24 protein-coding genes are annotated in these 23,631 nt (G+C 51.9%); 13 read left to right on the top strand and 11 right to left on the bottom strand.

The window, feature by feature from the left end; translation table 11 throughout:
* Positions 1 to 33: 33 nt before the first annotated feature.
* From ACP15Y_RS16795 to arsH, 4 genes are read left to right on the top strand one after another with little or no spacing between them, the layout of a single operon-like run.
* Positions 34 to 384, top strand: a complete 351-nt coding sequence (locus tag ACP15Y_RS16795) for an ArsR/SmtB family transcription factor (RefSeq protein ID WP_424984272.1) — start codon at positions 34 to 36, stop codon at positions 382 to 384.
* Positions 374 to 880 (top strand): arsenate reductase ArsC, encoded by a 507-nt coding sequence (locus ACP15Y_RS16790; RefSeq protein WP_424984271.1) that lies wholly within the window; start codon positions 374 to 376, stop codon positions 878 to 880. Before ACP15Y_RS16795 ends, ACP15Y_RS16790 begins: the two co-directional genes overlap by 11 nt.
* On the top strand, positions 881 to 1,939 hold the full coding sequence (arsB, locus tag ACP15Y_RS16785; RefSeq protein ID WP_424984270.1) for an ACR3 family arsenite efflux transporter: 1,059 nt from the start codon (positions 881 to 883) through the stop codon (positions 1,937 to 1,939).
* A gap of 7 nt (positions 1,940 to 1,946) precedes the next feature.
* Positions 1,947 to 2,669: an arsenical resistance protein ArsH gene (arsH, locus tag ACP15Y_RS16780; protein ID WP_424984269.1), complete on the top strand. Its 723-nt coding sequence runs from the start codon at positions 1,947 to 1,949 to the stop codon at positions 2,667 to 2,669.
* Between the two features lies 1 nt (position 2,670).
* Here arsH and ACP15Y_RS16775 read toward each other — a convergent pair whose 3' ends face one another.
* Positions 2,671 to 3,642 carry a LysR family transcriptional regulator gene (locus tag ACP15Y_RS16775; RefSeq protein ID WP_424984268.1) on the bottom strand — a complete coding sequence of 324 codons (972 nt, stop codon included), beginning with the start codon at positions 3,640 to 3,642 and terminating at the stop codon, positions 2,671 to 2,673.
* 104 nt (positions 3,643 to 3,746) lie between these two features.
* Between ACP15Y_RS16775 and ACP15Y_RS16770 the strand changes: the two genes are divergently transcribed.
* Together ACP15Y_RS16770 and ACP15Y_RS16765 are read left to right on the top strand one after the other, a co-directional pair.
* Positions 3,747 to 4,124 carry a hypothetical protein gene (locus ACP15Y_RS16770; RefSeq protein ID WP_424984267.1) on the top strand — a complete coding sequence of 126 codons (378 nt, stop codon included), beginning with the start codon at positions 3,747 to 3,749 and terminating at the stop codon, positions 4,122 to 4,124.
* Between the two features lie 20 nt (positions 4,125 to 4,144).
* On the top strand, positions 4,145 to 4,945 hold the full coding sequence (locus ACP15Y_RS16765) for a glutathione S-transferase family protein (protein WP_424984266.1): 801 nt from the start codon (positions 4,145 to 4,147) through the stop codon (positions 4,943 to 4,945).
* On the opposite strand, the gene ACP15Y_RS16760 is transcribed toward ACP15Y_RS16765, so the two are convergent.
* Entirely contained in the window at positions 4,934 to 5,854 is a 921-nt protein-coding gene (locus ACP15Y_RS16760; RefSeq protein ID WP_424984265.1) for a LysR substrate-binding domain-containing protein, read from the bottom strand. The two genes, ACP15Y_RS16765 and ACP15Y_RS16760, sit on opposite strands and share 12 nt — an antisense overlap.
* 105 nt (positions 5,855 to 5,959) lie before the next feature.
* Between ACP15Y_RS16760 and ACP15Y_RS16755 the strand changes: the two genes are divergently transcribed.
* On the top strand, positions 5,960 to 6,925 hold the full coding sequence (locus tag ACP15Y_RS16755; protein WP_424984264.1) for a sodium-dependent bicarbonate transport family permease: 966 nt from the start codon (positions 5,960 to 5,962) through the stop codon (positions 6,923 to 6,925).
* A 141-nt stretch (positions 6,926 to 7,066) separates the two neighbouring features.
* On the opposite strand, the gene ACP15Y_RS16750 is transcribed toward ACP15Y_RS16755, so the two are convergent.
* The 4 genes from ACP15Y_RS16750 to ACP15Y_RS16735 form a co-directional block, all read right to left on the bottom strand.
* Positions 7,067 to 8,305 (bottom strand): RNA polymerase sigma factor, encoded by a 1,239-nt coding sequence (locus ACP15Y_RS16750; protein ID WP_424984263.1) that lies wholly within the window; start codon positions 8,303 to 8,305, stop codon positions 7,067 to 7,069.
* Positions 8,306 to 8,309: 4 nt separating this feature from the next.
* Entirely contained in the window at positions 8,310 to 8,669 is a 360-nt protein-coding gene (locus ACP15Y_RS16745) for a YciI family protein (RefSeq protein ID WP_424984261.1), read from the bottom strand.
* Positions 8,670 to 8,695: 26 nt separating this feature from the next.
* Complete coding sequence (locus ACP15Y_RS16740) at positions 8,696 to 9,088, bottom strand: MAPEG family protein (RefSeq protein ID WP_424984260.1); 393 nt, start codon at positions 9,086 to 9,088, stop codon at positions 8,696 to 8,698.
* 183 nt (positions 9,089 to 9,271) lie between these two features.
* Positions 9,272 to 10,585 carry a sodium:solute symporter family transporter gene (locus ACP15Y_RS16735; RefSeq protein ID WP_424984259.1) on the bottom strand — a complete coding sequence of 438 codons (1,314 nt, stop codon included), beginning with the start codon at positions 10,583 to 10,585 and terminating at the stop codon, positions 9,272 to 9,274.
* Positions 10,586 to 10,777: 192 nt separating this feature from the next.
* On the opposite strand from ACP15Y_RS16735, the gene ACP15Y_RS16730 reads away from it, so the two are divergent.
* The 3 genes from ACP15Y_RS16730 (at position 10,778) to ACP15Y_RS16720 (ending at position 14,281) form a co-directional block, all read left to right on the top strand.
* Entirely contained in the window at positions 10,778 to 11,353 is a 576-nt protein-coding gene (locus ACP15Y_RS16730; protein WP_424984258.1) for a LemA family protein, read from the top strand.
* Entirely contained in the window at positions 11,350 to 12,381 is a 1,032-nt protein-coding gene (locus ACP15Y_RS16725) for a hypothetical protein (RefSeq protein WP_424984257.1), read from the top strand. The genes ACP15Y_RS16730 and ACP15Y_RS16725 overlap by 4 nt, the downstream gene beginning before the upstream one ends.
* 109 nt (positions 12,382 to 12,490) lie before the next feature.
* Positions 12,491 to 14,281, top strand: a complete 1,791-nt coding sequence (locus tag ACP15Y_RS16720; protein WP_424984256.1) for a serine aminopeptidase domain-containing protein — start codon at positions 12,491 to 12,493, stop codon at positions 14,279 to 14,281.
* Here ACP15Y_RS16720 and ACP15Y_RS16715 read toward each other — a convergent pair whose 3' ends face one another.
* The 4 genes from ACP15Y_RS16715 to ACP15Y_RS16700 form a co-directional block, all read right to left on the bottom strand.
* On the bottom strand, positions 14,282 to 14,698 hold the full coding sequence (locus ACP15Y_RS16715) for a hypothetical protein (RefSeq protein WP_424984255.1): 417 nt from the start codon (positions 14,696 to 14,698) through the stop codon (positions 14,282 to 14,284).
* 85 nt (positions 14,699 to 14,783) lie between these two features.
* A complete protein-coding gene (locus ACP15Y_RS16710) occupies positions 14,784 to 15,476 on the bottom strand; it encodes a hypothetical protein (protein ID WP_424984254.1) in 693 nt (230 codons plus the stop codon).
* Positions 15,473 to 17,413 carry a vWA domain-containing protein gene (locus ACP15Y_RS16705; RefSeq protein ID WP_424984253.1) on the bottom strand — a complete coding sequence of 647 codons (1,941 nt, stop codon included), beginning with the start codon at positions 17,411 to 17,413 and terminating at the stop codon, positions 15,473 to 15,475. Before ACP15Y_RS16705 ends, ACP15Y_RS16710 begins: the two co-directional genes overlap by 4 nt.
* On the bottom strand, positions 17,410 to 18,282 hold the full coding sequence (locus ACP15Y_RS16700) for a hypothetical protein (protein WP_424984252.1): 873 nt from the start codon (positions 18,280 to 18,282) through the stop codon (positions 17,410 to 17,412). Before ACP15Y_RS16700 ends, ACP15Y_RS16705 begins: the two co-directional genes overlap by 4 nt.
* 271 nt (positions 18,283 to 18,553) lie before the next feature.
* Here ACP15Y_RS16700 and repA point away from each other — a divergent pair, with 271 nt between their 5' ends.
* The 3 genes from repA to repC all read left to right on the top strand — a co-directional run bounded on the left by repA (position 18,554) and on the right by repC (position 22,189).
* Positions 18,554 to 19,774, top strand: a complete 1,221-nt coding sequence (repA, locus tag ACP15Y_RS16695; RefSeq protein ID WP_424984251.1) for a plasmid partitioning protein RepA — start codon at positions 18,554 to 18,556, stop codon at positions 19,772 to 19,774.
* Entirely contained in the window at positions 19,771 to 20,775 is a 1,005-nt protein-coding gene (gene repB / locus ACP15Y_RS16690; RefSeq protein ID WP_424984250.1) for a plasmid partitioning protein RepB, read from the top strand. The genes repA and repB overlap by 4 nt, the downstream gene beginning before the upstream one ends.
* 199 nt (positions 20,776 to 20,974) lie before the next feature.
* Entirely contained in the window at positions 20,975 to 22,189 is a 1,215-nt protein-coding gene (gene repC / locus ACP15Y_RS16685) for a plasmid replication protein RepC (RefSeq protein ID WP_424984249.1), read from the top strand.
* A 112-nt stretch (positions 22,190 to 22,301) separates the two neighbouring features.
* On the opposite strand, the gene ACP15Y_RS16680 is transcribed toward repC, so the two are convergent.
* A complete protein-coding gene (locus ACP15Y_RS16680) occupies positions 22,302 to 23,555 on the bottom strand; it encodes an O-antigen ligase family protein (protein WP_424984248.1) in 1,254 nt (417 codons plus the stop codon).
* Between the last annotated feature and the right edge of the window lie 76 nt (positions 23,556 to 23,631).

Below are 23,631 nucleotides of genomic sequence, written 5' to 3'. Positions count from 1 at the left end.
GACCGATCCAATTATATCAATTATTCATGATATATGGATATATCACAATCAACCCAGGCATTCGCCGCCCTCAGCCAAGCCACACGGCTCGAAGTGTTCCGCCTGCTGGTGAAGGCCGGCGACGACGGTCTTATGGCCGGGGAAATTGGCGAAAAGCTGCAGGTCAAACAAAACACCATGTCGGCCAATCTTTCTGTGTTGCTAAATGCAGGCTTGGTGAAGAATAAGCGCGAAGGCCGCACCATTCGCTATTATGCGGATATGGACGGGGTCACCGCCATGCTTTCCTTTTTGCTGGAAGATTGTTGCGGCGGCCAGCCGCAATTGTGCCAGCCCTTTATTCAACAAATCACCTGTTCAACGGACAATTGTAATGACGCGTAAAGCTGCTCACATTCTCATTCTGTGCACGGGCAATTCTGCCCGTTCTATTTTGGCTGAAGGACTGATCAACCATCTTGGCGCCCCAGATTTCGTTGCCTATTCCGCCGGATCACAGCCCAAGGGCGAACCACACCCGCAAGCGCTCAAAACACTCGAAAAGCATAAGATCAACACAGGCTTTGCCCGGTCTAAAAGCTGGGACGAGTTTGCCGGAGCCGACGCGCCAGCGCTCGATTACATCATCACCGTTTGCGACAATGCGGCGGGCGAAACCTGCCCGATTTGGCCCGGCAAACCAACCACAGCCCATTGGGGCATTCCTGACCCGGCAGACGTCACCGCGCCGCCAGAGGCAGTGGAGGCCGCATTTGATATGGCCTATGCCCAATTGCACGCGCGCATTTCGCGCTTCTTGGCACTGCCATTCGATCAACTCGATCCAACTGCCCTAAAGCAAGAAATGATGGCCATCGGCCAAATGGAAGAGGTGGCCTAGATGTCTACACAAGATCAAAGCACCGTGCCCGGCGGCATTGGTACATTTGAAAAATATCTCTCCATCTGGGTGGCCCTCGCCATCATCGCCGGCATTGGCCTTGGTCAAGTGATGCCCGGTTTGGTGCAATTTCTTGCACAGTTGGAAGTCGCGAAGGTCAATCTGCCTGTGGCCATTTTGATTTGGGCGATGGTCTATCCGATGATGGTATCGGTCGATTTCAGCTCCATCAAAGATGTGGCGAAAGAACCGAAAGGCCTAGCGATCACCTTGGTGGTGAACTGGCTGATCAAGCCCTTCACCATGGCGATTTTAGGCGTTGCCTTTTTCAAATATATTTTTGCCGCCTTCATCACCCCTGCCGAAGCGGATAGCTATATAGCCGGGCTGATTTTGCTGGGCGCTGCCCCCTGCACCGCCATGGTGTTTGTGTGGTCACACCTCACCAAAGGCGATGCGAACTACACACTGGTGCAAGTCAGCGTCAACGATCTGATCATGATCTTCGCCTACGCCCCCATTGTGGCGGTGCTGTTGGGCGTCACCAATATTCCCGTGCCGTGGGACACGCTGGTGTTGAGCGTGGTGCTTTATGTGCTGGTGCCGCTTGTGGCGGGTTATCTCACCCGTAAAGCGCTGATCGCCCGCGCCCACAATGTCGCCGCCGTCGATGCGTTCACCGCCAAACTCAAGCCCGCTTCCATCGCCGGGCTGTTGGCCACTGTGGTGCTGTTGTTCGGCTTTCAGGGCGATGTCATTTTGGCCAACCCGCTGCTGATCCTGTTGATTGCCATTCCGTTGCTTTTGCAATCCTACGGCATTTTTGCTCTGGCCTATTTGGCCGCGTGGAAAATGAAGGTACCCTTTCGCATTGCCGCCCCTTGCGCCCTGATCGGCACCTCCAACTTTTTTGAGTTGGCGGTGGCCGTGGCGATCGGCTTGTTTGGCCTCAATTCCGGCGCAGCGCTGGCAACGGTGGTCGGCGTGCTGGTGGAAGTGCCTGTGATGTTGTCGCTGGTGGCTTTGGCCAACCGTACAAAGCAACATTTCCCCGGATAGCAAAACCATGACGGACAAAAATCTTGATATGCCCAATCTGATCGCCGACCAGTTGCACCCGATTGACCACAGCCAATTGTTCGCGGCGCAACCCGCCCATCCGGTACGCGTATTGATGCTCTATGGCTCCTTGCGCCAACGCTCCTTCTCACGGCTTTTAACCGAAGAGGCCGTGCGGATTTTGGAAGCTTTGGGCGCCGAGGTGAAACTCTTCAATCCCAAGGGTCTGCCGTTGGTGGATGAAGACAATGTCGAGCACGAAAAAGTGCAAGAACTGCGCGAGCTGTCACTCTGGTCAGAAGCGCAGGTCTGGTGCTCGCCGGAACGGCACGGCAATATGACCGGGCTGATGAAAACACAGATCGACTGGCTCCCCCTCGCCCCCATTGGTGGCGTGCGCCCCACCCAAGGCCGCACTTTGGCATTGATGCAAGTCTGCGGCGGCTCACAGAGTTTCAACACCGTCAATCAAATGCGGGTGCTGGGCCGATGGATGCGCATGATCACCATCCCCAACCAATCCTCGGTTCCCAAAGCTTTCAATGAATTTGACGAAACGGGCCGCATGTTCCCCTCCCCCTATTACAATCGGGTTGTGGACGTGATGGAAGAATTGATGAAATTCACCCTCCTCACCCGCGGCACTGCCGCCTATCTGGTGGACCGCTATTCCGAGCGGGTGGAAAGTCGTGAGGAGCTTTCACAGCGGGTCAACATGAAGGCAATATAGCCTACTGCCTCGCCTGCGGCCAAGCCGACAGATCGGGTTGGATTGCATCCAGCTTTTTCATCTCATCAAAGATTTGCTCGCGGACCCAGCGGTGGGCGGGGTTGTTGGTGGAACGTTTGTGCCAGACGCCGACAATTTTAACGACGGGGACATGCATGGGCGGCACAAAGATATCGAGCTGCATTTGATCAGCCCATTTTTGGCCCAGCTGCCAGGGGATCAGCGCGATCATGTCGCTTTCGCTTACCACCCGGCAGACGCCTGAAAACACCTGCAAGGTCATGCCCACTTTTCGCGTGCGGCCAAGTTTTGCTAAAGCGGCATCGCCCATGGCGGACGAGTTGCCTTCTGGGGAAAACAGCGCATGGCGCAGGCCGCAGAATAAATCCAGCGGCATCATTTCGCCTGCTTTGATGTTGGCTTTTTGAAGCGCAGGATGATTTCGTCTTGCGATCACGGCAAAAGCTGAGTGAAACAGAAACTCTTTCTCCGCCCAATTGCCCACAGGCTCATCTGGGATTAACGCCAAATCGGAACTGCCCTGCTCCACCGTTTGAACATAGCGATGGGGCACCAAATCGATCAGTTTGGGCTGGATGTTTGGTGCAGCGCTTGCCATGTCGTTGGCGAGGATTGGCATCAAAAGTTCTGCGAAAAAATCAGATGCGGCAATACGGAAGTCCACATGCTCTGCCGCTGGGTCAAAAGATTTCGGCTGCGCGAACAGTGCCTCGAGCCGATCCATTTCCTCCCGCAAGGGTAACGCAATTTTTTGCGCATAGTCGGTGGGCACCAAACGGTTGCCCCGGCGAATAAACAATTGATCATCAAGCGTGTGGCGCAAGCGCGAAAGCGCACTGGACACTGCGGATTGCGACAAGTTCAGTTTTTGTGCCGCCTTCACTGTGGATTGCTCGCGCAACAGCGCGTCCAACACCCGCATCAAGTTCAGATCAAAAGTCGCGAAATTCATGTGATCAATAACCTAAATAAGCAAAATCAATTTGGCTTATTTTAGCGCCAGTTTTATCAATTGAGCAATGGGAGAGCTCTGGTTCAGAAAATGGAGGAGGAAGAATGAGAGATTTATCAAAATGGTTTTTTGCCGCAGGCGCGCTTTGTGCGTTGGCGGGCATGGCGTGGGGCATTCAAATGTCCGCCACCCATGATCACACACTGTCGCCCGCCCATGGGCATTTGAACTTGATCGGTTTTGTGACGCTCACAATTTACGGCATTTATTACGCGCTTACGCCTGACGCTGCCCAATCAAAACTCGCCTCCATCCATTTGGGCATCAGCCTTTTGGCGGTGATTCTGTTGGTGCCGGGCATCGCCATGGCCATCAGTGGCGCGGGTGAAACATTGGCCAAGGTGGGTTCCGTTGTCACGATCGCCACAATGGGGCTGTTCATCTTTATGATCCTGCGCCATGGTGTAGGTGCGAAACAATAGCCAACCGAAAGGACAGACAAATGAGCCCAAAAATCAAAGTTTATCACATACCCGTTTGTCCTTTTTCGCAACGGCTTGAAATCTTGCTGACCCTTAAAGGTCAGCGAGATGCTGTTGAATTTCACGTGGTGGATATCACCAAACCGCGCGACCCTGAATTGCTGGCCAAAACCCGAGGCACCACCTCCCTCCCCGTTTTAGAAACGGCGAATGGTGACATTTTGAAAGAAAGCCTGGTGATCCTGCGCTATCTTGATGAGGTGGTGGGGGACACCCAAATTCGGCAGCAAGATCCACTGCGTCATGCGGTTGAAAATATGCTGATTGCCTTTGAAGGTCCGTTGACCATGACGGGCTATATGATGGTGATGAATCAAAAGCCGAATGATCGGCAAGGCTATGTCGATAAAATGCTTCAACATTACCGCAATTTGAATGATTTTCTCGCTCATCATAGCCCAAACAACACCTATTTGTTTGATGAGTTTGGGCTGGCGGAAGCCGTTTATACCCCGCTCTTTATGCGCTTTTGGTTCCTTGATTATTATGAGGAATTTGACATTCCGCTGACGGACGAATTTGCGCGCCTGTTGAAATGGCGCAATGCTTGCGTTGCCCATGAAGCCACCCAGCAAGTGAGCCGCGAAGAGATTGTGAAACTGTATTATGATTATGCGCTTGGCGCAGGCAATGGTGCCTTGCTTGAAAGTCGCGAAAAATCCAGCTTCGTGTTCACGCCGGATTGGCGCGAGCGGCCTTGGCCACCTAAGGATAAATATAACCACCTCGCCAGCGATCAGGAGCTAGGCTTAACCGGCTAATTTTTGCGTCAGCAACTTCGTGGCTTCATCCGATAAGAGCTGCGCCAACACGGTGCCCTTTTGGCTGGCTGTGTTGCGGTGCGGCTCGATCAGCGCAATATTGCGAAAAGCACGATCCACCTTTACGCGCCGCAATTGCACATCCGTGCCGCGCTGCGCCTCTGTCTTGGTGTAAATCTCGGGCAAAAGCGCCACGCCAACCCCCGCGGCAGCCATGGCGCGGATTGCGTCCAAACTGGTGCCCTCATATTCGTCCGACAAATAGCCGCCAACTTGCCCGGCCAATCCGGCCACAATGTGCGACAGGCGGTGTTGCGGGCCTAAAGTCAAAAAGGTGCGATTGGCCAGCTTTTCCAAACCGATAGGGGCGCTACTTTTTGCCAGCGGATCATCAAGCGCCAACGCAGCCCATAGATGCTCTTTAAACAAGGGCGTCGCCAAGCCAGAAGCATGATCTTCTGGCGTTGAAATGATCATATCCAACCGTCCCGACCGCAATCCTTCGTCCAAATCTCGGGTGCTTTCTTCGCGCACCACCAGCCGCAAATCTTGGTAATCGGAATGCAAGCGTTTGACCACATTGGGCAGCAGATAGGGGCTGATGGACGGCAAAACACCGAGTCGCAACCGGCCCTCAAATGCGCCACCGCCGCTGGCCGCTGCGCGCAAATCTGCCATATCGCGCAAAATCAAACGTGCCCGCCGCACAATTTCGCGCCCCTCTTCGGTTGGCGTGGCCCCGCGCCGATCGCGGTGAAAGAGCGCTACGCCCAGATCAGCTTCCACTTCTGCCAATTGCGCAGAAAGGCTTGGCTGACTGACATGTAATTTGGCCGCCGCCGCGCCAATTCGGCCCACATCGGCAACCGTCACAATATATTCCAGCTGGCGGATGGTTGGCCGTATCATAGCTTCATCCTATGAATGTTAACGTTTATATATATTTGTATTTATAGTCAAACTCCGTCAAGAGCAATGCCGGTTTAGTCCTGCAGCGTCTTGAAAGGAGCTTTAATGTCCATCTCCGTTGAAATGTTGGCCAGCAATTTGATGGCCCCCACAATCTTGTTTTTTGCGCTCGGCTTGGTGGCCGCTTTTGCCCGCAGCGATTTATCTATTCCCGAGGGTGCTGCAAAGGTCATGTCTATTTATTTGCTCTTGTCCATTGGGTTTAAGGGCGGCGTGAGCGTGGCAGAAAGCGGCATTTCTGGCCAATTGCTCGCCAGCTTGGCCGCCGGAGCGCTCTTGTCCCTCTTGCTGCCCGTTTTGGCCTATGCGCTGCTGCGCGCCATCACCAAACTGGACCGGATCAACGCTGCCGCTGTGGCGGGGCATTATGGCTCAATTTCCATCGTCACCTTCGTCACCGCCGCCAGCCTATTGGAAACCAGTGGCATTGAAAGCGAAGGCTATCTGGTGGCTGTTGCTGCGATTATGGAGGCCCCCGCCATCATATCTGCCCTGTGGCTCGCCGCGCGAGACAAAAGCCAAACCAAACTGGACACGGGCCTAGCCCGGCATATTTTGGCCAATGGCTCCATTGTGTTGCTGGTCGGCGCGTTTCTGATCGGGGCAATCACTGGCAAGCCCGGCTTGGCGCAAATCGAGCCCTTTATCGTGCTGCCCTTCACCGGCATCCTCTGCCTCTTCTTGCTGGATATGGGACTTTCTGCTGGGCGGAGCTTGCTTTCAAATCGCGGCGATCTCTCTGTGGGCCTTTTTGCGTTTGGTGTGCTGATGCCCTTGCTCGGTGCTTTGATCGGTTGGATCGTGGCCCAACCGATTGGGCTATCCACCGGCGGCACATTCCTTTTCATGGTGCTGAACGCGTCAGCCTCCTACATCGCCGTACCCGCCGCCATGCGGCTTGCGCTGCCGCAATCAAAATCAGGGATCTATCTGTCCCTTTCCCTCGGCGTGACCTTCCCCTTCAACCTCACCATCGGCCTGCCCATCTACCTCGCCCTCGCCATGGTATAACAAATTTGCAGGCGCCATCTGTGGCGCCTGCTCTGTTTGATTGAACCAACAAATGCTAGCCTAAGCACAGAATCGGCGCGGAATGGCAAAAATTTCGATCTGCTTTGTTCCAAAGCAACTCGCGGCCGTAGGCCGCGAAAATTAGCGCTCGCCTCCAGGGAGGCACTCATATTTGTGTTGAAGAAATAGGCGTGACGCCGTGTTTGGCGCCAGAGCAATGGCTTGAGCATATGACGCTCTTGCTTCATCAACACGGCCTAGCTTAGCCAACATATTGGCCCGCGCTGCGTGCAAAGGCTGAAAGCCTTCTAGCTGTTCTGCAAGCTGATCAAGCTTTTGCATCGCAATATCGACATGGCCAATTTCAGCCAAAACAACCGCCCAGTTTAGGGCAACGATTGGCGTGGGCTCGAATGTCCAAAGCGTCTGATAGAGCAGTGACATTTGCACCCAATCTGGTGTTGGCCTCATCATATGGCAATCCGCAATGGCAGCCTTAATTTGGAATGGTCCCGGATGTTGCCGGGCAATCGCTTGCTGTAAAATTGCCTGCCCTTCATTCAACTGATCGGCTTGCCAAAGCCGATCATTTTGGTCTTCGATCGGTACATTTCTACCTTCGGCATCTACTCGCGCAGGCTTGCGAGCTTGCGTAAGCAACATGAGCGCCAGCGCCCCCTCAATCTCAGGATCTTCCGGCTGTAACTGCGCCAACAGTCGCAAAAGAAAAATGCCTTCGCGGCAAAGGTCTCTCGCTTGGTCTTCCTCATTCACATATCCCGTTGTGAAAATGAGATAGAGTGTCGAGAGCACAGTATCCAAGCGATCCGCCCATTGGTCGCGATCAGGGATTGCATAGGCAATACCCTTGGATTTAATCTTGGCCTTAGCCCGCGTTAGCCGCTGGCCCATCGTTTGTTCATTGTCTAAAAAAGCTGCTGCGATCTCGCGCGTGGTTAAATTGCAAACGGTGCGCAATGTAAGCGCCACCCTAGATTTTTCCTCTAATGCAGGGTGGCAACAGGTAAAGATAAGTCGGAGACGTTCGTCCGGAATCTGCTCCGGCGTTTCGGGCTCGGCATAGTCGAGACTGATCTGGCCTAAATTATCCGCTTTTTGTGCTTCGCGCGATTTTGCACGTATACGGTCAATGCCCTTATTCAGCGCAACCTTCATCAACCAAGCGGTTGGTACATTTGGAATACCCGATCTCGCCCAATGGCCGAGCGCGGAAATCACCGCATCCTGCAGCGCATCTTCTGCCAACTGAAAATCATCAAAGCGAGAAATTAAGCCTGATAAAAGCCGCCCCTTATCGCGGCGCATGACCTCATCGATGGCCTTTTGCACGGCAATAGCTTTTGGGGCGACATTTTTCATATAATTATCCCGCCGGGTTGTAATCCATGAGCGGGCGCACTTCGATGGTACCAAAATGTGCTGAGGGAATAAGAGCCGCATATTTCAGCGCCGCATCTAAATCAGGCACATCAACCACATAATAGCCGCCCAAATGCTCGCGCGTCTCGGCAAATGGCCCGTCCATGGTTTCAACTTTTCCTGATTTGATGCGCAGCGAAGTTGCGGCTTCAATGCCCTGCAAACCTTCGCCTTCACACAACACACCATCAGCCTTCATTTGCTCGTTCGCGGCAAAGAAACCGGCCATCATCTCATCAAACTCTGGCGTGCCATATTGTGGTTCTTGTTGCGGGTTGTTGTAGATCAACAGCATATATTTCATGGAATGAACTTTCTTATTTTCTTCTGTTATAGGCCCAGCAAATTAACGCCAAGGCAAACCATGGCGTTCAGAGCAGCAAGGATGTTCGTGCCATTACCAACATATCTTAGAGGGTGCCCAGCATTGTTGATCTTCAACCCAAATGGGTGCGCCAAACGGCCAATAACCAGAAGCACACCAGAAATGTGAAGATAGATTGCTGGCGCGCCCATACCTTCAGCAAGGATCATCAAAATCAGAATAAAGCCCGACCATTCAGCACAATTGCCATGTTGGCGGATACGCTGCAGTAAAGCTTGATCGCCACCATCACCAATGGACTGACCAAGTGTTGACCGCATCGAGGTCACACGAAACCAAAGGGCTAGCCAAATCAAAGTAACAATCAACGCGTAAATTGGGGTAGTTGAGAACACCATCATATTTCCTTTCAAATGAGTGGTTCATGCCCCAAGGACGTCTGCACTTTTGATTTTTCGACATGGATCCAAAATTTTTTTGAACTTTTTGCAATGACTTGAACACAAACACACCCGTAGCGGCGTGGGCGTCCAGTTATCATACGTTTGTATAATAGCCAACTGTTTGTTTATAAATGATTTTTAGTATTGTGGCGCGCGAGATCGTTTAGTTTGTGCAATTGCCGCCTGCCAGCCAATGCCCACCACCAACCCTGCCACCACAAAGCCCACAAAGGCGGCGAGATTTACGTCGACCATGGTGAACAGAAATGTGGACACAACGCCTAAACAGAGTGAGGCGACGATGGTGCGGGGCATTTTGTGCGGCACAAAGAACGTGGCCCACACAGCGGGCAAGAAAGCGACAAGGGCGCTGAAAGCGGCGATGACGCTTTGCAGCATATCGCCCAACAACCAGGCCAGAAGGCCGATAAACACAAACAGCGCAGCGACCAGCAGGCGCAGTTGCGGCACTTGCAATTGGCTGCGTTGGGCCCCGCTCATTAGGGGCATGATGAAAGTGTCGATGGTGGACATGATCACCGCGATCAGCAAAATATCGGCCAACCAGGGCGCACTTTCCGGCATCAGCGCGCGCAAGGTGCCGCTCATGTCGCCGATGAGTGTGGAATTCACCCCAAGCCAATAAATGATCAAATAGCAGATGCCGCAAAGCGGCGCGCCGATCAAAAAGCCCCAGCGGGCCACATTCAAATCTTTCGCCACCACCATGCGCTGCCAATTGTCCACGGCTAACACGGCGCTGACAGGGATAAACAACCACACGCCCACCAGAAGTGGCCAGCGATAGGGCCCCAAATCCCAAAAAGGCGCTTGCGGCGTGGTTACGGCACCAAAATTGGCCAGAAACAAAGCGACCATGCCGCCAACGATCAATAGCGCTTGGAAAATATCTGTACGGGTGGCCGCGCGATAACCGCCAAAGGCGGTGTATCCTCCGGTCACCAATGTGGAGAGCAAAATTGCTTGCCCCGTGCTCAAGGTGAAAATCGAGCTGAGCAAGGCGGCCAGTGCCAACAATTGCACGGCGGCCCGCAACAAAAACACCGAAGCAATCGGTAACCACACGCCAAAAGGATGTTTGATATTGTGCGCCAGCACGATCAAGTCCACCAGGCCCGATGCACCATATTGTTGGGCGAAACGTTGTACAAAGGGCGCCAAGAATGCGCAAAGAAATAGACCCAACATATAGGCAAGCGCAAGCGACAGGCCGATGACTAGGCTGGCTTGCGAAAACAACATGATGGCCACAAAAGTGCCCACACCCATATTGCCGCAAACAACGCCTGCAAGGGTGGCCGCAAAGCCGCTTTGGCCATCATTAAAAATATAGGCATTGCGGCTGATTTGCCGTGCGCTCAGCAAGGCATAAGCCAATGGCCCAATCAACGCCGCGGCCAAAATCAGCCCAAACCAAAATTGACTATTCATTCAAACCTGTCCCCATCGCCGCCACCTTATGCGAAAACAGGAACGTGCGTCTAGCCAGCCCAAACGCTAACCCAGACAAAATCTGGGCAGGTTGATGCCAATAAACTTTTCGATCCACCCCATTTGGGGGAGGCCAAGTCCCCTCACCTGCGGCATGGAGAAAGCGCGGGGGCATTTGCATAAAGGGAAATTATGACCAATCTCATCATTGGCATTGTCATTCTGATTGGCGGCTATATCTATTTGCAAAATCGGCTTGCCGCCGCGAAAAACGCGGTTTCAAACGCATATGCTGGCATTCAAATACAATTGAAACGGCGGCATGACTTGGTGCCTGCTTTGGTGGATGCGGTGCGCAGCGCCATCAAACATGAAGAAAATTTGTTCGACCAAATCTTGGCGGTCCGACAAGAGGCAGTGACAGCGCTTGACCAAGAAATTGAGAAGGTCGAATTAGCAGAAGCAAGCCTAACCCAAGGCTTGCGCGACTTTTTTGCCTATGCCGAAGATCACCCCGAAATCACCGCCACGCAAAACATTTCTGAATTGCAAAAGCAGTTGGAAGAAACCGAAGATCAAATCGCAGCATCGCGACGGCTCTATAATGGTAATGTTGAGCGGTTTAATACCCAATTGGATGCGATCCCATCAAATTGGGTGGCGCAAACAATGCGGTTGGAGAAAGCCCCATTTTTTGGCCTCAGCGCCAAAGACGCGAAATCAGCAGCTCAAATGCCCAAAATTGATCTGCCTGGTGCCCAATCATGAACGAACCTCGCACCCATTGGGACCCGATTGAGGGTCAAATCAGCATCGAAACGCCCGAGCTTTCCACGATCAAGCAAGGCATTGCTTTGCCCATGTGGCTGAAGCGGATTTTGCCGCTCGCTGCTGCGCTCAGCTTTGTTGGCGTCATCATTGAGGGCTTGGTGATGGGCAGTTTCCCCATTTACAGCACGGTGGCAGCCACCGTTTTTATGGGGGCCTTTTTGCTGGCCGATCATTTTGAAAATGAACATGGCCGCAAAACCATCAGGCGGGTCAAAACGGCACAAAGCCAAAATTGGAGCTATACGCCCAAATTAATGGAACGGCGACTAAACTATGTGGCGACAAGCACCAGCGATGGTGTTGATCGCCGGGCCACATCTGCTAAGTCCGAGCGGGCCGAAAAGATTGAGGCCGAAGTGCCCGAACTCACCAAAGTGCAAGTGGGCGCTTATGTTGGGGCTTATTTTGACGGGGAGTTTTGGGGCGACAGTCGCGAGGACCATTTGCCCTTTTGGCTGGCCATCGGTTCCATGCAAATGGAAGCGGGCTTAGCGGCAAATCCGGCGCTACGCCGCGATAATTTTGGCGGCCAAGGGGGATTTGGCCAGTTTTTCAGCCTACTCGGCGCCTACAAAATTGACCGTAAAACTGGCGTGCGCGTGGTGATCCAGCCCGAAAATATTCTGCATAAGGGGCCGTTGGATCGCGACATCAAAACCGAAAGCATGGAATTCAATGATCGGTTTAAAATTTCGGGGCGCTATTTGGACCAACGTCAAGCGCAACAGACCCCCGATTTAGAAGTGATGCGCATTTTAACCCCCGCCACTCAAGACGCCATGTTGGCGCTTAATCATCGCTATCACAAGGTGGGTTTTGTGCTGGATGATGACGTGCTGTATTTCATGGCGCAGGATAAGTTGGTGGGCAAAAATGCCATGCCCGACCGCATTGATGAATTGCTGTGCGAGCTATCACGCGAATTTGAAAGCGCCAAATTGGGCATCAAACCCTACATCGAATAAGCCTCACCACAGATTTACGCGCGGTTGCAAATGTGAATTTTGCGACTAATTTCGCGCGCCCTCTTCAAACCAAAGGTCACTCATGCCAAATTGGCGCCGGAGGACATGTATGGATTATCGTCTTTTGCCCCAAAAGTCGGGGCCAACCCTAATGTTTCGTCAGTGGAAAGCCCGCGGCAGCAACGTAGAACGTGCTGTATTTGTGGGCCATTCTCAACCCACCCATTCGGGCATGTTGGGGCCATTGGCTGAAGGGTTTCAGCGCCAAGGCTGGCATGTTTTTTCCGGCGACGTGCGCGGCCATGGCCGCAGCACCGACGATACGCAAATTCTGGGTCATTTACCCGCCAAAACCGGCTGGCAAGATGCGGTCACCGATATGCGCCATTTTTTAGAAAAGAGCTTCGAGCAAATTGCGTGGGAAAACCGCATGGTGGTGGTGCCGAACATCACCGCCCTGCTCACCCTTGAAGTGATGAAAGACTGGCCGGATCTCGCCAAACACATTGTGTTGATTTCGCCGCCGCCAAATCAAAAAACGCTCGCCCTGTTCGGCAAAGCCTTTGCCATGGCCCGAATGCGGATGCGAAATGCGGATGCGCCTGACGAACAACCGCTGCATCACCTTTATGCCTTCTTGGGCAGCCATTTGAAAGACCGCAGCCACCCGGCCGACGTGATGAGTTCGGACCGTGCATTAATCCAAAAAGTGGTGAACGACCCTTATGGCTGGCCAATCCCGACCCCCGCCTATTGGTCGAACATATTTGAAGGCATGCTCACATCATGGCGCTGGCCGAAAGACGCCAAGATGAAACCGGGCACACGGTGTTTGATGATGTTTGGCGGCGAAGACGCCATGTTGCGCGATGGCGGTTTTCTCGCCCCGATCGAGCGGTTTTTACATCAAATCGGCATTGATGATGTGGCCTCAGAGCGTGTGAATGGTGCGCGTTCCGCTCTGTTTTTGGAAGAAGATAAATATCAGATCAGTCAGCGGGTGTTGGATTGGGCCGAAGGCACCCATCGACCGCAGGCGGACCATGAAGAAATGGCCGTTGCCGATTTGGCCAGCAGCATGATCACCCATATGGGCACGGCACAAAATACAGAGCTAGGGGCCAGCGAGTTGGTGGAGCTTTGCTACAACGCGATTGACGATGAAAGCCGCTGGACCGAGGTGATCTATCGCATGATCTATGATGCAGAGCTCGAAGGTGATGTGTCAGAAGAAGATATGCAAGCGCGGATCAGCCAATTAATGCCCCATTGGGAGCGCGCCTTCACCCTCAACCAGCAAGTGATGATGAACGCCACTTTGGGCATTTTGCTGCAAACCGTGGTGGAAAAACTGCAAATCGGCGTGGCGATCTTAGACCGTGATGGCGAGCTGCTGCACGCAAACGAAACCTATCGTTCGCTGCTCAATCATCTCTTCCCTGATTTAGCGGCCCAAGGCAATCAGGATGGTTATGACCATCGGGCCACGCGGCTATTATTGGCCTCTGCCAATGATGAAGAAGCGGGCAAGGATCGCGTGATCATTTTTCAGGAAAAGCCTGTCGGCTTTCAGTTTTACCCTCCTGCCCTGCATCAAACCGGGTTGCAGCGCAAAAAGCCTGCTTCCATTTTAATCGCCCGCAGTGGGGCAGAATCTGGCGAGATCAGCAGCGATAAAAAAGTGTTGGCGGAATTGGCCTATGGCCTAACGGGTAAGGAAGCCGAGATCGCATTGGGCGTGGCGGCGGGCCAAAGCTTGGATGAAATCGCCGAGCAATTGGGCATTTATGTCAGCACCGTGCGCGGCCATTTGAAAAAGAGCTTTCAAAAAGTTGGGGTGCACAGCCAGGCGGAACTTTCCGCCCGGCTTATGTCCGGCCCCATTGGCTGGCTCAAATAATTATCGATTGTTGCAATGCAGGTCTGATTTCAAATCATAAACCCGATGCATTTTGCCCTGCGCCACATTGATCACGCGGTTGCCAACATATCTGCCGTTTGAGCTATCTCTGCAAGTCAGTTTGATCCGTACTTTGCGCTTCACGCTACACCCCACAATTTTATAGGTGATGGTGCCACTCACTTGCTCGCCCGCCTTGATCGTGTCGAAACGCCCGCCATAGGTGATTGGCGCTTTGATGCCGCCTGAGTACCATGTGGCATTCGCGCGGGTGCGCGATTCAATTTTAAACCGAATATCGGTGTCCGTAACGTTTTTAAACACATAGTTTTTAACGCAATCTGCCGCAATGGAAGGCGCCGCAAACCCCAAAAGGGAAAATGCTGTAAAGGCCGCACCCAGTGTCAATTTTTTCATTTGTCTCTCCTCTAACCGCCCCCGGTCTGAACTGAGACCAAACTATTGGCGACAAAGGCATTTGGCCTCTCCCAAATGGGTGAGATTATCGACAAACAATGTAAGAAAATGCCGTACATTGGCCTTGGCATACAGCAGCGATATTCACGGCGCGGGACGTTGTGGTTAGGCCAAAACATGCGGCCTTAGATTTGCGCTGAATAACGCAAATGGGATTTGCCGCAGGCAACCCGCAATTTTCTGAAGAAAAGCCCTTTTGATCCAGACAAACGCTAACGCCAGCGGCCTGTGCGTGAGGAAATTTCGGGTTCTTTATCAGCCAGCCTGCGCAAGGCTTTTCGCTATAGCCTTCGAGATTGGTGAATTCGACGGGATGATCACCCGATGCGGCAGTTTGGTCAGGTTCAAATAAATCAATTTCCTTCTGGCCCGTTTCCGAACCGTCAAACAAATCGATCTCCTTGGTGGGTGCCTCATCACCGTCGAAAAGCTGGATGGCGCTATTGTCGCCATCCTTATCAAGTTGGGCCGGATTTTCCGGCTCGCCGGGTTCGGGAAATGCATCATCAAAATAACGATCAGGATATTTCTGGATGTAAAGATCGGTTGCCTGATCTTGCGTTTCCACCCCCAACAACACCAAGGCATCGCCGGCATCTACTCCCAAACCTTGGCAGCCAAACCCCGCCGCGCATCGCAAATGTTCTGCGCTTTGGGCAAGGGCCATTTGGCCCATGCCAAGCAGAGCGGTGAACATCAGCGGGATTAGCCGGGTCATTGCAATTGCTCAATCGCAAATTGATCGACGAAATAGTGGCTTTCGCCCGGCGCACCGCCATTCCATTGACCAAGGAAGAAACTTGGCTGGCCAGAAAGGCGTAAGCTGGTGATTTCTTCGCTTTCCACTGTCACGCTTTGCGCCGGATTGTCGCCCATGGCGGGCACATTCAGCGTAACCGATGCCGTTAGCTTCCGCCCGCGTCGCTTAAGGGTCAACTTCGCCCCCTCTTCCGCCAACATCTGCAAAATCTTGTCCGCATCCGCGCGTGGCCCGGCACTGCAAATATTGTCAATCACTGGCCCATCAAACAACACGGATTTGAACTGCGTTTTCTCCGGCTTTTCACCCTCAGCACCTGCCACTTTGATCAAAGAGAGATTGATGCTCCGGCCGCAGCCTTTCCATTCGGCCCATAGCAATGCGCCAATCTGATTGGCCGCATTGTCATAGAGCGATAGCCAAGCATGTTCACTGCCCGTTTGAATGGGGAATCGCACCTGCATCGTCAGGTCAAAATCACCTTCCGGCAAAGGCTTATCCAAAATATAGCGATTTTGCGCCTCCGCATGATCGTAGAAATTGTTGCGGCCAAAGGCAGAGACAAATATCTCCCCGGCCCCATTTAAGGCTTTGGCATCGGCCAATTCCTGCTCAATTGACCACGCCGCATCAAGTGCCGGACCATCAAAATTTTCTTCAAAATATTTGTTGGCCACAGGCTCAGGTTCTGGCGCGGGCGCTGGTTCCGGTTCTGCTGGCGCCTCTGTGTCCGCAACGGCTTGCTCCACCGCATCCACAAACTCATCGGCATTGGCCGCAGCATAATAATTGCCATTGCCATTATCCGCGATACATTGCAGCGCCTGTCCTTCTTCCTCGCTCAGGTCAAAGCCAACCACATGCACCCGCGTGTCCACGCCTTGCGTCGCCAAATCAGCCGCCGCCGCACATGGATCGCCGCCACATGTTTCCAAACCATCTGAGATCAACAAGATATTTGCCCGACGATCTGCACTTGGGAAAGCGCCGGCCGCCTCCGCCAACGCACCTGCAATCGGCGTTTTGCCACGCGGGCTTACGCCATCAATAGCAGGGCCCATTTGGCCTGAAGCATGATCCGCAACAGGCATCAAAATTTCTGTGTCAGCACAATCGCCTTCGCGCCGATGGCCATAAGCCATCAAGCCCACGCGGGTGGTGGACGGCAAATCGCCAACAAGGCCCTTGAGCGCCTGCTTGGCGGTGGTGATTTTCGCCACCCCGTCAATCTGCCCCCACATGGACCCGGAGCCATCGAGAATGAAGAGCAAATCGCTCCCCTCACCCTGTTGGCCATTGCCCGGCAAATCCCCTTGCTCCATGCCAACCTGCTCATCAGGATCGTCCATCTGGGCATCCGCCATGTTCAAAGTGGTCTCAGTACCATCATTTGGTGCATATGAAATGCCCATTTCGCGCATCGTCTGCACAAGGGACCAATTATCCGTCTCGCAATAAATATCGCTAATCTGCCATTCTTCCCCCGGTTTCCATTGTACCAAGGTGTAAAGTGTCGACGTGGGACGGCCAAAATTGGTGAAGTTCACCCGCACTTGCGCCGCACCGCGCAACATTGGCAATTCAGGGTCTGGCATGATCTGCAAATCTGCAATTTCAGCATCCTGCCCGCAAAATACCGGATCTGCGCCCAATTGGCCCTGCAGCCCATCAATGGCTAAATCATCGACCATATATTTTTCTGCCGCCTTCGCCTGATTGAGCAATGGCTCATCGCCCGCGATAAAGCGCGTGGAATGATCCGCGAAAAAGAGCCGCACCATCTGCACGGCTCTGTCCATTTCCGCCTCTTGTGCATGCGCTACGCCGCCTATACCGAGGCTCAACGCACTGATGACCAAAAATGATGATGTTTTGTGAATCAAATCTTTTATCATTGGCCCGCCTCAATACGCATTTCTTGGAAAAGTGCCGTGCTTTCGCCCGACCCGGCTTTTTTAAACTGCCCCAACATGAAAAAGGGTTGCCCGAAATTTTCCGTCCGCGCCAAACGGCGCGTGGCAAATTCATAAGCACCAGCAGGCTGGTCGCCTAAAGCGGGCATATTGAGGGTTACCCCGGCATGATATTGAAAGCCCGTACGGGTAAGTCGAAGTTCAAACCCTTCCTCAAACAAAGCCATCAAGGCCTCATCGGCAATCACACGCGGCCCATCGTTGCAAATATTGTCGAGCAATGGCCCATCAAACAGATTGCTGGTGAACTGGGTGACGGCTGGCTTTTCACCTTCAGCAAAGGTCCGCGAGCTTTCCACATGCAGATAAAGCGCAGTGCCGCAGCCCTTTGTGTGGGCATATAATTGCGCCGCGATGTAATTGTCCTCATCTTCGCGCAAGCCAATCCAAACGCTTTCTTCGCCGGTTTTGGTTTCCAACTTGGCGGAAATCTGCATGGTGAAATCACCCTCAGGCAATCCCCCATCAAGGGTGAAAATATTGTCTGCCTCTGCATTGTCCGGTGTGGCCGTGCCGCCATTTTCAAGCACAAAAATCTCGCCGGCTTCCAGCACATATTTGTCCAAATTTTCATTTTGAACCGCCCAAGATGCCGACAAAGCATTCCCGTCAAACGGATCAACAAAGGGAAGCGCCAATGTTTGCGCGGTTTCAGCGCCATTGTCGGCCGCCGCTAACCGCGCCTGTTCTTCCGCTGACATTTCCTCCTGCGCCCCTGCCAAAGACACAAAACCGGAAAATGCCAACGCCACTCCAAGACCAAACGGGGTGCGTTTTGTCATAAATCGCATAATTTAAGCTCCAACTGACCAATAACCCAGCGATAGCAAGCCCCCAGCTTTGCCGCCTCTACCAAATGGTATAGAGAGCGGAGAATGTGAGATGGGGAGAATTGGGTACGGGCCATTTCATCGACTGTGCGCGTCTCGCATTGCGCCAATCAAGGCCTTGTTTGCCGCTTAATCAAGCGTTAACCTTAAATTTCTGGACGGAATCACGAATCTGTGGCAACTTTCTGACGCAAAAACACCGTCAAAGTGATTTTTTACGTCAGAGCAGAAAATGGCAACAGAAGATTTGATTAGCGTCAACCCCAACGAGGAAGATTCCGTCGACAAGATTTTGCGACATGCAGAGATGCTGTCAAACCAGTTGCAAAATCTGCGCGAACGGATGTATCCGCCGCAAGCGCAAAAGTCGCTCCGCCGTTTTATGACGCCAGAAGTGGCCAAACTCACCTCTATTTCAGAATCCAGTTTGCGCACGCTGTCCATTGAGGGCAAAGGCCCTTCCCCTGATCGGCTGGAAAATAATCACCGCGCCTATACGCTGGAGCAAATTAATGAGCTGCGGCAATATTTTGCTGAAAAGAACCCAAATGATGCGCTCACCTATTTGCCGCATCGGCGTGAGGACGAACATCTACAAGTCTTGGCCATCGCCAACTTTAAAGGCGGCAGTGCCAAAACCACATCAAGCGTGCATCTCGCCCATTATTTGGCGCTGCAGGGCTATCGCGTTTTGGCTATTGATTTGGACCCGCAAGCGTCTATGTCGGCCATGTTCGGCACCCAGCCTGAATTTGACGTGGCCAGCAATGAAACCATTTATGCCGCGCTGCGCTATGATGATCAGCAGCGGCCAATCCGTGACGTGATCCGCAAAACCTATTTCCCCGGCCTCGATCTGATTCCCGGCAATATTGAGGTGATGGAGTTTGAATATGACACCCCGCGGGTGTTGGCATTAAATGAAAACAATCACGGTTCGATCTTTTTTGAACGGCTCGACCAGGCGCTGAAGCAAGTCGACGATGATTATGACATCGTTATCTTGGACACGCCGCCTTCCCTTGGCTATTTGACCTTGGCGTCACTTTACGCCGCCACCGGACTTTTGATCACCGTGCATCCGGCCATGATGGACGTGGCCTCTATGAACCAGTTCTTGCTGATGATGGGCGATCTTGTGGGCGTGATCCGCAATGCGGGTGCCACGATGCAAAAAGACTTTATGCGTTATCTGGTGACGCGCCACGACCCCAACGACCAAGCGCAAGCGCAAATTGTTGGGCTGCTGCGCCACCTCTTCGCCACTGATGTGCTGTTGCCCACCGCATTGGAAAGCACCGCGGTTGAAGCCGCAGGTTTGGGCAAGCGCTCCATTTATGAAGTGGAAGCCGGCGAGGTGCAGCGCAACACGTTAAAGCGAGCACGCGAATCCATGGATTTGGTGAATGGCGCGATGCTCGATTTAATTCATGAGGCCTGGGGACGAAAATGAGCAAGCGCAAATCCATCGTTTCAAGCTTTGGCGATTTAACTGGCGACAGTGCCAAACCGAAATCTACCGAGCCAACGCCTGAAGAAAAACAGAAAACGCCCGGCCGCGTAGCCGCTGGCATTATTGGCACCACCCAACGCACGCTTTCTCAACTTCGAGAAGAGCGCGATCAATTGCTGGCAGATGCACAAAGCGCGGACAAAATTATAAAGCTTGATGCAGACAGAATTGACCCCTCACCATTTCAAGATCGCCTGCCTGATGGCGACGCCGCCGCCTTTGCGCAATTCAAGCAAAGTTTGAGTGACGAAGGTCAGCAAGTCCCAATCACTGTGCGGCCGCACCCAGAACATGCAGACCGCCATCAAATCGTTTATGGGCACCGCAGATGGCGCGCCCTGAAAGAATTGGGCCTGCCAGTTAAGGCAATCCTTGTCGATTATTCTGATCGCGACCTTGTGGTGGCGCAGGGCATCGAGAACGCCAACCGCCAAGATCTCAGCTGGATTGAACGGGCGCTGTTTGCAGATGAAATGCACCGCGCCGGGCTAAAGCCAAAAGACATCAAAGCGGCCCTGAGTGTTGACGATGCTCAGCTGTCAAAATTCCGCTATGTCATCAAGCAGGTCGGAACGCCCTTGATCCAATTGATCGGCCGCGCGCCTAGCATTGGCCGCCCACGCTGGATCGAACTGGCCGATTGTTTGAAAAATGGCGCCGACGAAACCCAGCTTTTGGAAACCTTGTCATCTGACAAGGTGCAAAAAAACTTATCCCCGGACGACCGATTCGGCCTTATCATAAAGCTAGCGAGGCCGGGAAAGCCCAGCAAATCTCGGGCACCTTCGCTTTCATTGGGCGAGGTGGGCACCATGCAAAGGGGCAAAAACGAGCTACGGATCAAGCTGAAGAAACAACATCAGGTTGAGTTTGCAGAATTTTTAGAGCGCGAAATGGACGCGCTTTTGGAAAAATATAATCAGCTTCGCAAGGAGCAGTAACACACCTTGTCAACTGACAAGGTATTTGGATGACAACAACCAGGAAAGGAAATTTAAGCAAAGAAAAAGGCCTCCAAACCCCACGGTTCGAAAGCCTTCCTCGATAACTTAAGCACCTATCAAGGAATCACTTTCGGAAAAAAATGTCAAGCATTCATGTTTGGCAAGGTGTATTTCTTTGTCTGAATTTTAAGCCAAAATGAAAAATTTAGGTTGGCGCAAGCCGACGCCGGGCCTTGTGGCTGCAGAAATGCACGCACAAGCCGGCGAGGGGCTTTCTGTACCCAAATCAAAGGCAATCATTGCAGTTAAAAAAGTGGCCGCCCATATCGGCATGAAACCAGCACAATTGATGCTACTCGACATCCTCTTTGCCTTCTCGAAACCGCAAGACTGGGAGCAGGGGCAACGCCCACTCGTTTGGCCGTCCAATCAATATCTGATGGATCAAACAGGCTTTAGCCTGCCAGCGCTTAAACGCCACCTACGCCGTCTAGGCGAACTTGGCCTGATCAGCTTTCACGACAGCCCAAATGGCAAGCGCTATGGCCACCGTGATGCGCAGGGGAACATTGTCGAAGCATATGGCTTTGATTTAAGCCCATTGGCCGCTAGGGCAGGGGAGTTTGAAGCCCTTCACCGAGCCATTATGGCTGAACGGGCCCAACAACAGCAATTACGCAAAGAGCTCACCCGCACCCGCCGCTCCATCCGTGCACGCCTTGTGGAGGCATTAGAGCGGGGCCTTAACGGCCCCTGGCGCCGCATTGAAGCACAATTTCAAACCATTCTAGCCCAAATGCCAAAAGCCACAGGCAGACAAAGCACCCTCGAAACAATTTTGCACAAACTCAGTCAACTCGCGAATGCCATTGAAGCCCATTTCACAAAAGCCCTAAATTTGACAAATAAAGTTTTAGACACAAACAGACAAGAAATCGACAAATCTGCCTATAAAAAGAACCCCAGGCAGCTCAAAAATGAACCCCACATACAAAATACAAATGAATCTCAATTAAGATGTAAAACCGAAACTCGTAAGGCTAAAGAAACGCATAAAAAAAATGGTTTTACCCTAGAAACGTTCGCCCTTGCTTGTCCCAACTATATCGAACTGGCAACAGAGCTTTATGGTCAACTGAGGAGCTGGGAAGATCTCATAAACGCATCTCAACAAATGGGATTAATGATCGGACTTGCACCAGACCATTGGCATCGACTAAAGGAAAAATTAGGTAATTACCCCTCGGCCGTAGCGTTAGGACTGACCTATGAAAAACACATTGATGGTAATGTGAGCAACCCATCCGGCTATCTTTCAGGTATGGCAAAGAAAGCACAGATTGGAGCCCTTCACCTTAACCGCAGCATTTTTGGCCGCACGAAATGCTCACAAAATAACTTGGGTCACTGATATGGGGGCAGCTAAACTTGTTTATCTTTTTGAATTTAAATTTTTTTTTGTTGTAACATCAGTTGCCTGTGTAAATTCATAGGGTGCTCGAAAGGCATAGATCATAGTTAAACTACACCCCCATTCCATCTTTTTTCTCCGTCAGGCTCCATATAATGGCAAAAGAAAAGGCATAAAACATAGTTGGATAATCAAAACCTATGACCATATCGGTAAGTCCCAGCACGATATATAAAATTGGCATTGTCACTGCCCAATAAAGACGTAAACGAAAATAGGGATGTTCTATCGGTGTCTCCCAAAAAATAAGTGGCGAAAACAGAAGAAGAAAATAGAACAGAAGACCAAAGATGCCACCTGCCACAGCGAAATTTGCAATGTCTGAATGGAAGTTAAAAAATCTGTTCTCAGCAGCATACTCTGCCAAAACCGTGTTTCGAGTAACTTCAATAAAACTGTGCCAACCCAAACCAAAGATTGGGTGTTCCAAAAAAGATCGAAAAGCAACTTGCCACATTTGGTAGCGAAGTTCAGTCGAGCGATCCATACTCGTCGCGTTAGCTATTGATTGAAGCCGATCAAGTGTACTTGAAACCAACTCATTTGGATTGAGCCAGTAAACAAGGCCAGATATGAGGCAACTACAAATGAAAAATGCCCCGCAAAGGGGTAGCCACGTTCCTTTCTTCGCTGCCATCACTGAAAATATCGGCGCCGCCAGCAATAGTGGCATAGCCAGCATTGCACCGCGTGATCCTGAATAGGTTACAATCAACCCTGCGGCAAATAGCGCAATGACATAAACACTAAATTTCTGCAGTGTCTTTCCATCCAGCAAAACTATGCATGAGACAAATAGGGCAAGCAACACAGCAACTCGCGCCATTAAGTTCGCACCACCGCCAACAATAGGAGTAATTCTAAATTTTGCCAAATTGATGTGTTCATAGATTGCCCAAGACATACCCAATAGTAGCCCGAATACAGCAAAGCCAATTAGTACAGATAACCACATCTGCGATTTAGAAAATTTCCGGAAACGAAGGTATACACCAACCGCTAGCACGAATCCGATGGTGTTAAATCCGAATTTAATGCTATTAGCACTAACTTCTGACAACGCAAAAAGTACAAAAAAACCAATGGCAACAAGAATCCAAACTTTTTGAAAGTTTGGAAGTTTATCAAATCCCTCGCCTTTCGAGATAACAAGCCAGATCAAGCCGATAATGATCGCTGCGGCTCCCGCAACAGATCCTAAAACGACAGGCAAGGTGAATAAACCCATTGCGAATAGAAAAAGAGCCAGATTTGAAAAATAATATAAAATTGCAGGATCCTTTAGACGCGGTTCGGAATATCTCAAATCGTTGTCGAATCTGACCTGTTATTAACTAACCCTGGTCGTATTGCTATTCTATTTTTTAAGGTGATACATCATC

The organism is Maritalea sp. S77 (genome assembly GCF_049801075.1).
Lineage (GTDB): Bacteria > Pseudomonadota > Alphaproteobacteria > Rhizobiales > Devosiaceae > Maritalea.
This window is presented reverse-complemented; position numbering and strand designations above follow the sequence as displayed.

Coding starts and splice junctions, on each gene's coding strand:
- ACP15Y_RS16700 (WP_424984252.1), bottom strand. CDS start 18,282: ATGCGATTTATGACAAAACGCACCCCGTTTGGTCTTGGAGTGGCGTTG.
- arsB (WP_424984270.1), top strand. CDS start 881: ATGTCTACACAAGATCAAAGCACCGTGCCCGGCGGCATTGGTACATTT.
- ACP15Y_RS16750 (WP_424984263.1), bottom strand. CDS start 8,305: ATGAAAAATGTCGCCCCAAAAGCTATTGCCGTGCAAAAGGCCATCGAT.
- ACP15Y_RS16730 (WP_424984258.1), top strand. CDS start 10,778: ATGACCAATCTCATCATTGGCATTGTCATTCTGATTGGCGGCTATATC.
- ACP15Y_RS16765 (WP_424984266.1), top strand. CDS start 4,145: ATGAGCCCAAAAATCAAAGTTTATCACATACCCGTTTGTCCTTTTTCG.
- ACP15Y_RS16775 (WP_424984268.1), bottom strand. CDS start 3,642: ATGAATTTCGCGACTTTTGATCTGAACTTGATGCGGGTGTTGGACGCG.
- ACP15Y_RS16710 (WP_424984254.1), bottom strand. CDS start 15,476: ATGACCCGGCTAATCCCGCTGATGTTCACCGCTCTGCTTGGCATGGGC.
- ACP15Y_RS16735 (WP_424984259.1), bottom strand. CDS start 10,585: ATGAATAGTCAATTTTGGTTTGGGCTGATTTTGGCCGCGGCGTTGATT.
- ACP15Y_RS16790 (WP_424984271.1), top strand. CDS start 374: ATGACGCGTAAAGCTGCTCACATTCTCATTCTGTGCACGGGCAATTCT.
- repC (WP_424984249.1), top strand. CDS start 20,975: ATGAAAAATTTAGGTTGGCGCAAGCCGACGCCGGGCCTTGTGGCTGCA.
- ACP15Y_RS16770 (WP_424984267.1), top strand. CDS start 3,747: ATGAGAGATTTATCAAAATGGTTTTTTGCCGCAGGCGCGCTTTGTGCG.
- repB (WP_424984250.1), top strand. CDS start 19,771: ATGAGCAAGCGCAAATCCATCGTTTCAAGCTTTGGCGATTTAACTGGC.
- ACP15Y_RS16715 (WP_424984255.1), bottom strand. CDS start 14,698: ATGAAAAAATTGACACTGGGTGCGGCCTTTACAGCATTTTCCCTTTTG.
- ACP15Y_RS16745 (WP_424984261.1), bottom strand. CDS start 8,669: ATGAAATATATGCTGTTGATCTACAACAACCCGCAACAAGAACCACAA.
- ACP15Y_RS16720 (WP_424984256.1), top strand. CDS start 12,491: ATGGATTATCGTCTTTTGCCCCAAAAGTCGGGGCCAACCCTAATGTTT.
- ACP15Y_RS16740 (WP_424984260.1), bottom strand. CDS start 9,088: ATGGTGTTCTCAACTACCCCAATTTACGCGTTGATTGTTACTTTGATT.
- ACP15Y_RS16760 (WP_424984265.1), bottom strand. CDS start 5,854: ATGATACGGCCAACCATCCGCCAGCTGGAATATATTGTGACGGTTGCC.
- repA (WP_424984251.1), top strand. CDS start 18,554: ATGGCAACAGAAGATTTGATTAGCGTCAACCCCAACGAGGAAGATTCC.
- ACP15Y_RS16755 (WP_424984264.1), top strand. CDS start 5,960: ATGTCCATCTCCGTTGAAATGTTGGCCAGCAATTTGATGGCCCCCACA.
- ACP15Y_RS16725 (WP_424984257.1), top strand. CDS start 11,350: ATGAACGAACCTCGCACCCATTGGGACCCGATTGAGGGTCAAATCAGC.
- ACP15Y_RS16705 (WP_424984253.1), bottom strand. CDS start 17,413: ATGATAAAAGATTTGATTCACAAAACATCATCATTTTTGGTCATCAGT.
- arsH (WP_424984269.1), top strand. CDS start 1,947: ATGACGGACAAAAATCTTGATATGCCCAATCTGATCGCCGACCAGTTG.
- ACP15Y_RS16795 (WP_424984272.1), top strand. CDS start 34: ATGGATATATCACAATCAACCCAGGCATTCGCCGCCCTCAGCCAAGCC.